Origin of the sequence: Lysinibacillus sp. FSL M8-0216 (assembly GCF_038595555.1) — a bacterium.
GTDB lineage: Bacteria > Bacillota > Bacilli > Bacillales_A > Planococcaceae > Lysinibacillus > Lysinibacillus fusiformis.
In genome coordinates this window covers 3,533,755-3,546,041 of sequence record NZ_CP152007.1, presented here as the reverse complement: position 1 = coordinate 3,546,041, position 12,287 = coordinate 3,533,755, and the positions used below count along the sequence as shown (strand labels likewise).

The 12,287-nt window shown below is 36.7% G+C and carries 16 protein-coding genes; all 16 read left to right on the top strand.

What is annotated here, in order from left to right:
• Nucleotides 1-88 precede the first annotated feature (88 nt).
• The gene (locus tag MKX57_RS17490) at nucleotides 89-502 is read left to right on the top strand and encodes a LuxR C-terminal-related transcriptional regulator (RefSeq protein WP_342550485.1); all 414 of its coding nucleotides are present in this window, start codon (nucleotides 89-91) and stop codon (nucleotides 500-502) included.
• A 71-nt stretch (nucleotides 503-573) separates the two neighbouring features.
• Nucleotides 574-1,290, top strand: a complete 717-nt coding sequence (locus MKX57_RS17485) for a hypothetical protein (protein ID WP_342550484.1) — start codon at nucleotides 574-576, stop codon at nucleotides 1,288-1,290.
• Nucleotides 1,291-1,896: 606 nt separating this feature from the next.
• Entirely contained in the window at nucleotides 1,897-2,100 is a 204-nt protein-coding gene (locus MKX57_RS17480; RefSeq protein WP_342550483.1) for a hypothetical protein, read from the top strand.
• Between the two features lie 166 nt (nucleotides 2,101-2,266).
• Nucleotides 2,267-3,055, top strand: a complete 789-nt coding sequence (locus tag MKX57_RS17475) for a hypothetical protein (RefSeq protein WP_342550482.1) — start codon at nucleotides 2,267-2,269, stop codon at nucleotides 3,053-3,055.
• Nucleotides 3,056-3,156: 101 nt separating this feature from the next.
• The gene (locus tag MKX57_RS17470; RefSeq protein WP_342550481.1) at nucleotides 3,157-4,062 is read left to right on the top strand and encodes a terminase small subunit; all 906 of its coding nucleotides are present in this window, start codon (nucleotides 3,157-3,159) and stop codon (nucleotides 4,060-4,062) included.
• On the top strand, nucleotides 4,062-5,270 hold the full coding sequence (locus tag MKX57_RS17465) for a PBSX family phage terminase large subunit (RefSeq protein ID WP_342550480.1): 1,209 nt from the start codon (nucleotides 4,062-4,064) through the stop codon (nucleotides 5,268-5,270). The genes MKX57_RS17470 and MKX57_RS17465 overlap by 1 nt, the downstream gene beginning before the upstream one ends.
• 12 nt (nucleotides 5,271-5,282) lie before the next feature.
• A complete protein-coding gene (locus tag MKX57_RS17460) occupies nucleotides 5,283-6,701 on the top strand; it encodes a phage portal protein (RefSeq protein WP_342550479.1) in 1,419 nt (472 codons plus the stop codon).
• Complete coding sequence (locus tag MKX57_RS17455) at nucleotides 6,698-7,774, top strand: phage minor head protein (protein WP_342550478.1); 1,077 nt, start codon at nucleotides 6,698-6,700, stop codon at nucleotides 7,772-7,774. The genes MKX57_RS17460 and MKX57_RS17455 overlap by 4 nt, the downstream gene beginning before the upstream one ends.
• Before the next feature lie 211 nt (nucleotides 7,775-7,985).
• On the top strand, nucleotides 7,986-8,468 hold the full coding sequence (locus MKX57_RS17450; protein WP_342550477.1) for a hypothetical protein: 483 nt from the start codon (nucleotides 7,986-7,988) through the stop codon (nucleotides 8,466-8,468).
• 281 nt (nucleotides 8,469-8,749) lie between these two features.
• On the top strand, nucleotides 8,750-9,415 hold the full coding sequence (locus MKX57_RS17445) for a DUF4355 domain-containing protein (RefSeq protein ID WP_342550476.1): 666 nt from the start codon (nucleotides 8,750-8,752) through the stop codon (nucleotides 9,413-9,415).
• A 29-nt stretch (nucleotides 9,416-9,444) separates the two neighbouring features.
• Nucleotides 9,445-10,308 carry a P22 coat protein - protein 5 domain protein gene (locus tag MKX57_RS17440; RefSeq protein WP_342550475.1) on the top strand — a complete coding sequence of 288 codons (864 nt, stop codon included), beginning with the start codon at nucleotides 9,445-9,447 and terminating at the stop codon, nucleotides 10,306-10,308.
• A gap of 13 nt (nucleotides 10,309-10,321) precedes the next feature.
• Nucleotides 10,322-10,480 carry a hypothetical protein gene (locus MKX57_RS17435; RefSeq protein WP_342550474.1) on the top strand — a complete coding sequence of 53 codons (159 nt, stop codon included), beginning with the start codon at nucleotides 10,322-10,324 and terminating at the stop codon, nucleotides 10,478-10,480.
• An 8-nt stretch (nucleotides 10,481-10,488) separates the two neighbouring features.
• Nucleotides 10,489-10,815 carry a hypothetical protein gene (locus MKX57_RS17430; RefSeq protein ID WP_342550473.1) on the top strand — a complete coding sequence of 109 codons (327 nt, stop codon included), beginning with the start codon at nucleotides 10,489-10,491 and terminating at the stop codon, nucleotides 10,813-10,815.
• Nucleotides 10,802-11,125 carry a phage head closure protein gene (locus MKX57_RS17425; RefSeq protein WP_342550472.1) on the top strand — a complete coding sequence of 108 codons (324 nt, stop codon included), beginning with the start codon at nucleotides 10,802-10,804 and terminating at the stop codon, nucleotides 11,123-11,125. Before MKX57_RS17430 ends, MKX57_RS17425 begins: the two co-directional genes overlap by 14 nt.
• Nucleotides 11,125-11,376 (top strand): HK97 gp10 family phage protein, encoded by a 252-nt coding sequence (locus MKX57_RS17420; protein WP_342550471.1) that lies wholly within the window; start codon nucleotides 11,125-11,127, stop codon nucleotides 11,374-11,376. The genes MKX57_RS17425 and MKX57_RS17420 overlap by 1 nt, the downstream gene beginning before the upstream one ends.
• 110 nt (nucleotides 11,377-11,486) lie before the next feature.
• Nucleotides 11,487-12,176, top strand: a complete 690-nt coding sequence (locus tag MKX57_RS17415; RefSeq protein ID WP_342550470.1) for a hypothetical protein — start codon at nucleotides 11,487-11,489, stop codon at nucleotides 12,174-12,176.
• Nucleotides 12,177-12,287 lie beyond the last annotated feature (111 nt).

The following is a 12,287-nucleotide window of genomic DNA, read 5'->3' as shown; positions in this document are numbered from 1 at the left end:
GTTTACAGACGCTACAGCTCGAATTGGTTTATGCCCTTCTAGGCTAGTCAGATAACGGTATTATATCACAACTTAGGAGGGCAAACCTATGTTAAAAGAAAGAACACTAACGATTACACCAGATGCTTTAGATTCAATGATTACAGACTACCACTGGATGGTTAACGCCATCAAAGAAATGCGATCAGAAATGGTTATAGGGGCAAAAACGGCACAGTATGGAATTGAGGCTACACTACCAAAGGCAGCAGGCAGTGTAGGTGATCCAATTATGCAGGAGGCTATTAGACGCTCCAGAAATATTAAACGAGTTACAGAGTATGAGCAGAAGCTTTTAGAGGTTCAAAATCTAATCGAAAGAGTTGCTGGTGACAGAGAGGTTCAAGTGTTGAACTGGATGCTAGACGGCAAATCACAACGGTGGATAGCAAAGGTTATGGGGTTAAGTCATACACATATTCAAAATATTAAGGACAGTATTGTAAAACAAATGGTTAATTAAAGTCTCTCGAAAGAGAGGCTTTTTATTTGTGGTAAGATATTGTGTGTATCAAATATGGAAAGAGTGGTTATATGAGTAAAAAATTTGAATATATTTTCATTGCATCTTTGGTAATATTTGTAGTTAGCTTTCTGATTTTTACAGGACATTTTTTATTTAGAGATAGTGAGTATGTAGCTACAATAACGGGTGGTTTTTTAAGTTTCTTTGGTGGCTCAGTAGGTGCATTGGGTGCTTACTTAGTAGCGCGATTTCAAATGAAAAAAGATAAAGAAAATGAAAAGTTAAATAAATTAGCTAAAGAATTACCTGTATATGCAGCATTTGAATATGAATTTGAAAGGGTAGTTGAATTTTTAGAAGGTGAAGTCCACATAGCTAAATTTCTTCCGGGATATCCTAAAAAAACAAGGGATTTTTACCAGGTTAGTATGGATATATGGAATAAAAAATGGGATATTAGTGATACCATTATACTTAGAGATATCATATTTTTTCAAAACAAATTAAAACGTATTCGTAATTCATATGAAACTAATATAGATTCATTAGAAAAAAAGAGTTCTGCTCGGATTGATAAATATACTAGTTTTAAATATCAGGATATAAAAAAAGAGGTAGAGATAGCAAACTTAGAAAGACAAAAAATTTGGAGAATGATACCAGATGATTGTGATAAAGCAAAAGAAATTTTATCATCTATAAAAACACAAAGAATTAAAATACAAAAAAAAATAAACGAAGAAATAACTCACCTGGATGATAAAATCTATTTAAGAGATATTTAAACTATCATACTTGCCAAACTTGCCATACTTTCAACATTAGGTGATATAGAATCGAGAGATGTAAAATGGAGGGGAGGTCGGACAGGTAAATGTTTCTTTACTTGGTATTTATAAAATCCTAAATATTAGGGAAAGACCGACCGACGACCGACCCGCGCTGAGCAAACTTGTTCGGAGCATGACATACACGGCCGGCCCATATTTTTTAAGAGATTAGGTATCTTAATTAATATAAAAGGCTAATAAAACTGAAGGAGTGGTTTATATGTGACCTTCGTCCACTTTCCATAGAATTCAGTCAAACTTACTAAAACAAATTACTACAGGTTCAAAGTGCACGGAAATGCACTATAAATCTAAAACACAATTACGAAATAACGTGGTACGCTCTGCCACGATGTCAAAAGTGAGCACTCGATATTAGGATTACCACAATATTTAAGCTTTCATCTTCGGATGGAGGCTTTTCTTTTGCTTTGAAAACTGCATCAAACAGCCAAAACATTATGAGTTGAGAGGGCGGAGTTTGGTGTGGTTTTGAGAGTGGAAGGTTATTACATATATTTCTTCTGCTAGGTTATAATTGATTGGCAGGAGGTGAAAATAATGTCAAAGATTCAAGATTTAGATTTAGAAAAGTTAGGGAAAGCGATTATCGGCGCTTATAAAGTAGGAGATATGGCTAATGTCCAAAAGGTATCTACTGCATTAAAAGATAACGTTGATCCAACTAGCGCTAGTCCTGAAAATAAATTCGTTTATGATCTATTCACTAAGAAATTCGAAGATGTAAAAAAAGAATGGTCATAAAAACAAATGCCGCACTCAAATGAGTAGTGGCTTTTTTTTTGCCCTGAAAAGTGAGTATTGAGCAGTTCTCCCTTTGATCGCCGGTACTTGCTTTTGAGAGCGAAAGCAAAAACTTATTAAGGTTTTGTACATCCAACATGATTTATTATTATGTAGGAGGTGCAAAATGAAATGGACACATAAAGATTGGATTTGGTTATTTATATTTATAATCTTTATTTCTATCTATAATGAAATAAAAAGCCTAGCATTAATTGAAGTTATTTCATACATTTCAACATTTGTTTCAATTGCTTTAGCAGCAGTAGCAATATATATATCTGTACGAGAAGCTACAAAGGCAGATACAATAAAAAATGAGATGAATATCATTTTAGGGGAAATGAAAGAAAAATTAGGGCAGGTAGATACTAAGATAAATGACCTTAATCCAAGTACTATTAAAAATAATATTGAAAAATTTAAAGAAGAGGTTCAAGAGATTGGAAAAGATTATATAGATCTTATTACCGCTGAATTACAGAAGAATGATGGAGAAAATCAGAAAAAATCAAGTATTGATAATCTGAAAGATGCCTTTGAAAACAACATCAATAAAGCAGGCAAGAACTTTAAAAATTCACTTATAGAAAATGATGAGAATTATGATTTATTCCAGCTTCTAATATGGCGTGAATTGGAGGAATTTCTGAGAAAAACAGAAGAAATAGAATTGGGCATTACAGAAGATGATATTGGTTTTAATGAAAAAACTTTTAAACTGAAAAAATATATTGTTAATTATAGTAAAAGAAGTATTACAATTATCTTTAGTAATAATAATGAGACTATTTCCAAGGATTTCAAAGATATAGTTGAAATTAGATATTCAATTTTGACAGACGAGAAGATAAAAGTTTGGATTTATATGGAATCAATAACATGGAGATTTTATCTAAATATTAAAAATGAGTAAGTTAAACACCCTCTTAAGGTGTTTTTTATCAAAATTAGCAATAAGCACAAGTGGTAGGATTACGTAACAAGTAAATGATGTGGAGGTGGTGTTTATGAGATATGGCTAATTGGGATGAAATACAGAAAGAGTGGGAAACCACAAAGATTACACTTGCTGATCTTGCTGAAAAGCATGACAAAAAGCTAGGTACATTAAAGAGTCGAAAAAGTCGCGAGAAGTGGTCGAGGGATGCAACTAAAAAGGATGCATCCAAAACCAAGAAGGTTGCAACCATAAAAGAGGATGCATCCAAAGAAAAAGAAGTCGTTGAATCAGAAGAAGTTAATACCTTTGAATTAGAAGGTGATGACGGACTAACTGATAAGCAACGGCTTTTTTGTATGTATTATGTTCGTTCATTAAATGCTACCGGTGCGTATAAAAAGGTATACGAATGTAGCTATCAAACTGCAATGGCAAACGGTAGTAGGTTGCTAAGTAAGGCTAAGGTGAAAGAGACTGTTGCTGAATTGAAAAGGCAAAGGCTAGAAAGTTTAGACTTAGATAAATTCGATGTGTTAGAGAAATACAAAGCCATCGCATTTGCAGACATAACAGACTTCATAGACTTTACTCAAGTCGAATCAGAAGCGACAGAAACATCAGTTGAATATAATCCTGATGGTTCAAAGAAGTCCGAGAAAACAGAAGTTGTACCATACACTTACACAAAGTTTTCGATGCATCATTCGGAAGAGATTGACGGAACACTCATTACCGAACTTTCAAAAGGTAAAGATGGCATGTTCAAGGTTAAACTCGCTGATAAAATGGCAGCATTGGCATTCCTTGCGAAATATACTGATTTACTTAATGAAAATGAGTTGAAGCAACTGCAGGCTGAACAGGCTCGAATGAGTATTAACAAGACGAAAGCAGAAATTAGTAAACTCAAAAACCCTGATAGTAATAAGCAAGAATCAGAGATTGCGAAAATGTTACGTCGTATGGCTGGTGAAGAGTAATGGCTGAATTAACAAAAAAACAACAGGCCGTTATGGATTCGTTCGTTGAAGAAAAACCTAAAATCATAGTCGCTAGTGGTGCTAAACGAGCAGGGAAAACATTTGTGTTTATCTTGCTTTTTTTAATGCACATTGCAAAGTATGAAGGACAAGGGCTATCTTTTATCATCGGTGGCGCTACACAGGCGAGTATAAGACGAAATGTACTAGATGATATGGAAATGATATTGGGCAAAGAATTGAAGCTCAATAAGGCCAATGCTGTTACGGTTTTTGGTAATAAGGTATACGTGTTTGATGGGGCGAAAGCAGATTCATGGAAAAAGGCACGTGGATTTACAGCAGCAGGGGCCTTTATCAATGAAGGAACCGCATTACATGACACATTTGTAAAAGAAGTTATTTCACGATGTTCTTACCCAGGTGCTAGAGTATTAATCGATACAAACCCAGAGAATCCAGCGCACAGTATCAAGAAAGACTACATTGACAAAGATGGTCAAACTTTAGAAAGTGGTCGTTTGAACATTCGCGTATTCAATTTTTCTTTATTTGATAACGATAAATTAGATGAGGAATACATTGAATCAATTGTAGCAAGTACACCTTCAGGTATGTTTACTGAACGTGATATTCACGGACGTTGGGTAGCTGCTGAAGGTATAGTATATAAAGATTTTAAAGAGAAAGTACATTATGTTTCTTTAGAAGAATTCGACAAAAAGAATATCGTGAAATATTTTGCTGGCGTTGACTGGGGATATGAGCACTTCGGATCTATCGTTGTGTTAGCAGAAGATGACCAAGGCGATGTGTACTTGTGCGAGGAGTATGCGCATCAATATTACGAGATTGATGATTGGGTAAAGATAGCGAAAGATATTAAAGAGCGTTATGGCAATATCAATTTTTATTGTGATACAGCTCGACCAGAGCATGTTGCACGTTTCAAACGTGAAAAATTACGAGCATTCAATGCTAAAAAAGCAGTTGTTGCAGGTATTGAAGAAGTAGCAAGACGTTTCAAATTGGAAAAGTTGTTTGTTGTTCGTGATAAAGTGGAACGTTTTGAAGATGAAATTTTTCAATATGTGTGGAATTCGAGCACAGGAGAACCAGTGAAGTTGTGGGATGACGTACTGGATGCTCTACGCTATGCGATTTATACGCATTATTATAAAGAAATCATCACTGGGAAGAACCGATAAGGAGGTGGTAAAGTGAACGAATACATTGCTTATATTGATGAAAAAGGTGTTACGCCTCTGTTACTTAATAAGCTAGTAGATGAGACAAAGGTTGAACGAAACAAGCGACTACTAAACTACAACCGGTATAAAGCAGAATTATCAGCAGTACCGATTTTAACACGTAAACCAACCGATTATGCTCAAGGTAATGATCATGTGGTGCGTGTTGATGACAAGGTGAATAATACACTTAATAATCCTTTAGATGCTGAAATAGTAGACACAAAGGTAGGCTACATGTTCGGTAATCCAATTTCATACGTAGTAGACAAGCAAGCTCAAAGCCTTGATAAATTATCTGAGGCAATTGAGCTTTTTAATTTGCGTAATTCTGTTGATGATTTGGACAGCGAGTCAGGGAAGAAAACAGCTATTTGTGGTTATTCAGCACGTTTACTTTACATTGATACAGATGGAAATGAACGAGTTACAACAATTGATCCATGGGAAACTATCATTCTTTCAGAAACAGCAGACGTTAGCGAACCAAAATACTCTATGCGATATTTTAAAAGCGCTGAACTAGATGCTGAGGGTGAAAAAGTAGAAATTGAGCAGCTAGTGTTTTACGATGCAACAACTGAAAGACTCTACACTCGTGCTGATGCTGATTCACCTTTTGTTTTGAAAGATGAACGTAAACACTTATTCGACTATTGCCCTTTATTTGGAGTCCCTAATAACGAGGAACTACAGGGTGATGCTGACAAGGTGTATAACCTCATCGATGCTTATGATCGAACTCTTTCTGATGCCTCCAACGAAATTGAACAGTTTAGATTGGCATACCTAGTACTTAAAGGCATGGGAATGGATGACGAGGACGCTAAGAAGGTTGCTCGAACAGGCATTTTTGAGTTAATGGGTGAAGATGATGATATTAAATATCTAACTAAAGATGTTAATGATCAAATGATTGAGAACCATTTAAATCGTTTAGAAGAGAACATCATGCGTTTAGCTAAGAGCGTTAACTTCAGTGATGAATCGTTTGCAGGAAATGCAAGTGGCGTGGCTATGAAGTATAAGTTAATGGCGCTAGAAAACAAATGTAAAACGATGGAGCGAAAGTTCACTACTGCTCTTAGATACCAATTTAAAGTGCTGTGTAGTGCATGGGCCAAAAAAGGTATTTGTTCAAAGGACGATTATTTAAAAGTTTGGTATGAGTACAAGCGAAACATTCCTATCGATTTACTGTCGGAGGCTCAAGCATCTCAAGCGTTGCAAGGGCAAGTATCAGAGCGCACTCGACTATCTAAGATGTCTATTGTTGATGATGTGGACTTTGAGATTGAAGAAATGCAGAAAGACGCAAAGTTATATGGTAATGGTATTGAACCTTTGGACGAAGACGAGAATGAACCTCAAGAAGTTGATGTGCCATGAATCAACAGGATATCAATCGAATCTTAGATGAACTTGAAGCCAAAGCAGAGAGAGAAATTGAGGTTGTTTTTGCACGACGTTTAAAGACTATTCTTGCTCAAATGTTAGACATGCATCGGAAGTTTGGTAAGAACGGCCAAGCTACTTGGACTGACGTTAATAAGTACAATCGCTTTAATCAAGAGATGAAGTTAATAGCTCAACAACTTAATGCTGATTACAAAGAGATTATTAAACTTATACAAGCTTCACAGGAGCGACTTTATATCGAGAGATACTTATTGATGGCTTATCTCTTACAGCAGTCTACAGGTGAGGAAATGGGCTTTAAAATACCATCCACTGAGGTGATTCAAGCAGCGGTAACCAATCCTGTTGAGTTTTTGACGTTACCTAAAATATTTGAAGCACACAGGAACGAAATTATCAGGCGTTTAAACATTGAGATAGCCCAGAGCTTGCAAGCTGGTGAAAGCTACACAGACATGGCTATTAGGATTGAGAATGCTATGAGATGGACGAGGAAGAAAGCTATCCTTGTTGCCCGAACTGAAGGTGGCCGAGTTAGATCACAAGTTGATTTAGCCATTGAGGAACAGGCGAGTAAAACAGTGCGGCTCACTAAAGTGTGGATGTCATCACTTGATAATAGGGTACGCAAATCACATAGAAAGTTAGATGGTCAGAAAGCTGATAAAGATGGCTACTTCCACTACAACGGAATCGGAGGTAGTGATCACTTACCAGAACATCTACAAGATAAAGCGCTAAGTTTAGGATGGAAAGCAAAAGGTCCTCGTTTATGGGGTATTGCATCAATGGATATTCAATGTCGTTGCCACACGATTTATATGGTGAATGGCAAACTACCAGAGTACAGACGAGGTAGAGACTACATGGACGATACCTACCAAAAGACACTGGCTGCTCGTATTGATGCTTACATGTCTGATTTAGGGCTTACTTACAAACAAGCTTTCAACAAAGCGTACAAACAGGTAAAGCCACCAAGTGTTGTGGTTCCGTTCGTGAGTTACGAGAGTTGGAGGAAACAGTTTAGTGGTGAGGAGTGATTGTACTTCTATAGAGTAAAACTATTAACAACTATTTAAATAAGCCTTATTTCGCAGTGAATATAGATAAAGTTTGACTTAATTTCCTATTTAATTACAACATAATATGCAATATTACAACTATTATAAGTAAAATACTTCCTAATTTAGATATAACATGGTAATCTAGTGTTGATTGGTCACCCAAACAATATATTAGGAGGTTTTAAAAATGAAGAAACTCTATACATTTTCTTTTACGACATTACTCACAATATTTTTAATGTCCACAGGTGCCTCAGCGGCCTCAGCGAATTATATTCAGTGGGAAACAGAACCGAACGATAGCTGGGCTACTGGCAGTCAAGTTATTACTTATAACATCGATCAGGCTATAAATAGAGGTTATATCAGCTCAGTAAATGATATTGATTATTGGAAATTTGAATATGGGACTAATCCTAATGGCTATCAAATTGCTTTGCAAGTTCCTGATGGCGGATACAATTATGGAGTAGCCGTATGGGAAAAAATAAATGGACAATATGTTGAAGTAGCTAGAGACAATGGAGACTTCTACCAAAATGTTTATTTAAACATTCCTGGCTTAAAAAGTGATGGTACTGTGCCACAATATGTTATTGGGATATACTCACCATACAACATTATTTATACGCCAGATGAATACTATCAACTTGTAGTTTCACCTCTTTAATAGTTAAACGATATCCCTGTAACATGGGTTTTAACTTCTACATTTAATAAGAGCTTGTTTTGACAATCATCAATCTCAAAACAAGCTTTTTATATTTGTCTCATATCAAGGTTAATATCAGTAAACTAATCCAACTTTATTACTTAGTAATCGAGTCATTCTTTTTGAGTGGCTTTTTTCTTTTGTCTTTTTCTCGCAGACGCTATAAAGAACGAGAACAAATACACTTTTGAACAGTTTAGGGATTCATACGAATAACTAAATTGGGCAAGGAGGAAATTATGAATCAAAATCCATTTAATTTAAAAACATTTTTACCTTCAGATATTCAATACTTTGCAGGAGATCCAAATCCAGAGCCAACGCCTGAACCTACACCGGAGCCAGCACCACCAGGAAACGGTCAAGGGGCTACGTTGACGCTTGAGTCTGTTCAAGCCTTTCTAACAGAAAATGCAGAAGGTAAAAGCTATCTACAGTCATTTGCTGATACTCGTGTAACGGATGCTATTAAAACGTACGAAACTAAAACTCTACCCAAGAAATTAGAAGAAGAAATTGCTAAGCGTTATCCGCCTGAATCAGAGGAAGCAAAACAGTTACGCGACTTAAAAGCACAATTTGAGCAGTCTCAAAAAGAAGCTGCGCGCGAAAAACTAGTTAATCAAGCACTATCTACTGCTACTGAAAAGAGCCTACCGAGTAAATTAGTAGAGTTCTTTGTTGGTGATGATGCAGAAAGGACTAAAGCAAACTTAGGAATCCTTGAAGCTGAGTTTAATGCTGCAGTTCAAGCAGAAGTGGATAAACGCTTCAAAGATGGAGGAACGCCACCACCACCAAAAGGCGGTAATCCTACAGCATTGACAAAAGAAGCTGTTATGAAAATGACTACTGAAGAAATCAATGCCAACTGGGATGAAATCGTTAAAAACAAATTACTATAACCGATTATCGGTAAGGAGGAAATTACAATATGGCAATTACAAACTTTATTCCAACAATCTGGTCAGCTCGACTATTACACAACTTACAAAAATCTTTAGTGTTTGGACAAACAGGTGTAATCAATCGTGATTATGAAGGTGAAATCAAGGCTTATGGTGACACTGTGAAAATCAACGGTATTGGTGCTGTAACAATTGGTGATTATACAAAAAACTCTAATATGGGTGATCCAGAAGAGTTAACAGATCATACTCGCTCACTTCAAATTACTGAATCAAAATTCTTCAATTTCCAGATTGATGATCTTGATAAAATTCAACAAAACCCAAAGTTGATGGACGCTGCAATGGCGGAGGCTGCCTATGCACTATCGAATGTTGCTGATCAATTTATTGCCTCACATTATGTACATGCTAAAAATACAATTGGTACAGATGCAGCACCAATTGAAGTGACAAAGGATAATGCTTATGAATACTTAGTAGACCTTTCAACTAAACTTGATGAATCAAATGTGCCAACACAAGGTCGCTTTGCTGTTCTACCACCTTGGTTTGAAGGGTTACTGTTAAAAGATGACCGTTTCGTTGGTTCAGGTTCTTTACCAGCTGATGAGCGTTTATTAAATGGGGTTGTAGGTCGAGCAGCAGGTTTCTTATTAATGAAATCTAACAATGCACCTTCTGTAGCCACAGGTTCTGGCGTTGTAGCAAACTCAAAAATCATTGCTGGTCATAACATGGCATGGACGTATGCTGAGCAAGCAGCTCAAGTTGAAGGATACCGCCCAGAGAAACGTTTTGCAGATGCAGTAAAAGGTCTACATTTATACGGTGCCAAAGTGACACGTCCAGAAGCGCTAGCAGTATTATCAGCTAAACGTCCAGAATAAGGAGGGGTAATTCGTGTTAGTTAAAAACTTAAAAACAGATATTACATGGGCGGTCACTGAAGAACACGGTGCCCGTCTTTTACGTACTGATGAGTTTGAGGAAGTAGAAGCACCAAAGCCTAAACGTGTATCTACCAAGAAATCAGAAACAGACAATGAAGTAGAAAAGTAGGTGGTCTTATGTGGGAACCAACACAAGAAGAAATAGATCAACTAAAGCAATTGAATAATGTTACAGGAGCTAAGTATGATGGGTTTTATCGTGCAATGGCTTCTATTTTATTTGATGTAGCAAAAGGCCATTGTAATGGTAAGTGGGAACCGTCAGAAATGCCACAGGGAGTTAAGTTGTTCATAGCTAAAGCAATTCAGTTTAATACACAAACAACAGGTCTAGCAGGACGTACAATGGGGACAGTCTCGTATTCATACGATACCGATTTTCCAAAAGCCATCTGGACATATTTACGACCTTACAAGAAGGTGAAATTCCATGCATTACGATGAATTTCCTCATGAAGTTGAAGTAGTTCAGAAGAAGAAGGTATCAGACGGTGCAGGAGGATTTAAAACTGAATGGACGCTAGTTGATACCTTAAAAACTTTTGTAGATACGCCAACGAGCAAAGAGCAATATTACGCTCAACAACTCGGCAATCCATTGCAAAGATACATGTACTATCCCTACAGAATCGATTTAACATCGAGCATGCGATTACGGTATGAGGGTGAAATTTATGCTTTCGCTGGCCGTCCTGAAGATCAAGGTGGTCAACACGAAATCATACGTGTGGCCTTAAAGATGGTGACTGAATAATGGCTAGGATTACATTTAGTGGACGTCGGTTATTAATGGCGGCACAAAGGTTTGAGGAGGGTTTACTCGATAAAGTGTCGGACATCGTATACGAGACAGCGAGGCTTATTCAAGCACAAGCTAAGGCTTTGGCTCCTGTTGATGACGGTAGTTTACGTGATTCAATCGAAATTAAAATGCTAGGTAAATACAATGCGGTCGTTTCAGTAGGGGTTCATTATGCGGTAAATATATGCCGTCCTTGTTGGTAACAACGAGGTAATAAACCGGGCAAAATCGGTGGAAGTCTTGGTTTGAATATTTGTACATCGAATACGGAATAGGTAGAATTTGAATACGGAGTTATACTGGGGGTGTTCAAGTGCAACTAGATAAAAATAAAAAAGGCCAATTTGTAGAAGGTGCAGGATTAATAGACTTAACTGGCCAAAAATACGGCAGACTGGAAATTTTGGTAAAATCAGAAAAAAGAGTTGGCAGAAAAACATATTGGGTTTGTCAGTGTGAGTGTGGAACAATTAAAGAAATTAGAAGTGATACACTTAGAAGTAAAACAAAACCAATTCGCTCTTGTGGTTGTCTTAAGGCAGAACAAGACCTGATAAATTTCGGAGTGTCAGATTATCACGGACAGACCAAACATCCTTTGTTCGGTCGATGGAATGCGATGATCCATAGATGTGAAAATCCAAAATCACATGCTTATAAAAATTATGGAGGTAGAGGTATTCAAGTCTGTGAAGAATGGCATGATGTGAGAAATTTTATTGACTGGGCAGAGCGGAATGGGTTCGAGGAAGGACTAACCCTAGAGAGAAAAGATGTCAACGGTCATTATGAGCCGAATAATTGCACTTTTATTCCTATGGAAGAGCAACATTACAATAAAACTACTTCTGTATTTGTAGAATACAATGGCGAAAAATTAACTGTAATGCAATGGGCCCATAAATTAAGTATCCCACATGCAGAAGTTTGGGGTTACAAATCAAAAGGCATCGATTTCAAAGACCTTATACGAAAATACCAAGATAATACCGAGGTAACTTGATGGATTGCGAAAGGCTATCAAGAACTGTAGAGCATACCGAGTGAATAAATATAATCTCGGCACGAGTGTCCGGCAACCGTTAAAGGTTGTCTTTTTTAATGGTTGAAAATG

What these genes read in the sequence shown, in the direction of transcription:
- MKX57_RS17490 (WP_342550485.1), top strand. Translation starts at nt 89, where the DNA reads ATGTTAAAAGAAAGAACACTAACGATTACACCAGATGCTTTAGATTCA.
- MKX57_RS17485 (WP_342550484.1), top strand. Translation starts at nt 574, where the DNA reads ATGAGTAAAAAATTTGAATATATTTTCATTGCATCTTTGGTAATATTT.
- MKX57_RS17480 (WP_342550483.1), top strand. Translation starts at nt 1,897, where the DNA reads ATGTCAAAGATTCAAGATTTAGATTTAGAAAAGTTAGGGAAAGCGATT.
- MKX57_RS17475 (WP_342550482.1), top strand. Translation starts at nt 2,267, where the DNA reads ATGAAATGGACACATAAAGATTGGATTTGGTTATTTATATTTATAATC.
- MKX57_RS17470 (WP_342550481.1), top strand. Translation starts at nt 3,157, where the DNA reads ATGGCTAATTGGGATGAAATACAGAAAGAGTGGGAAACCACAAAGATT.
- MKX57_RS17465 (WP_342550480.1), top strand. Translation starts at nt 4,062, where the DNA reads ATGGCTGAATTAACAAAAAAACAACAGGCCGTTATGGATTCGTTCGTT.
- MKX57_RS17455 (WP_342550478.1), top strand. Translation starts at nt 6,698, where the DNA reads ATGAATCAACAGGATATCAATCGAATCTTAGATGAACTTGAAGCCAAA.
- MKX57_RS17450 (WP_342550477.1), top strand. Translation starts at nt 7,986, where the DNA reads ATGAAGAAACTCTATACATTTTCTTTTACGACATTACTCACAATATTT.
- MKX57_RS17445 (WP_342550476.1), top strand. Translation starts at nt 8,750, where the DNA reads ATGAATCAAAATCCATTTAATTTAAAAACATTTTTACCTTCAGATATT.
- MKX57_RS17440 (WP_342550475.1), top strand. Translation starts at nt 9,445, where the DNA reads ATGGCAATTACAAACTTTATTCCAACAATCTGGTCAGCTCGACTATTA.
- MKX57_RS17430 (WP_342550473.1), top strand. Translation starts at nt 10,489, where the DNA reads ATGTGGGAACCAACACAAGAAGAAATAGATCAACTAAAGCAATTGAAT.
- MKX57_RS17425 (WP_342550472.1), top strand. Translation starts at nt 10,802, where the DNA reads ATGCATTACGATGAATTTCCTCATGAAGTTGAAGTAGTTCAGAAGAAG.
- MKX57_RS17420 (WP_342550471.1), top strand. Translation starts at nt 11,125, where the DNA reads ATGGCTAGGATTACATTTAGTGGACGTCGGTTATTAATGGCGGCACAA.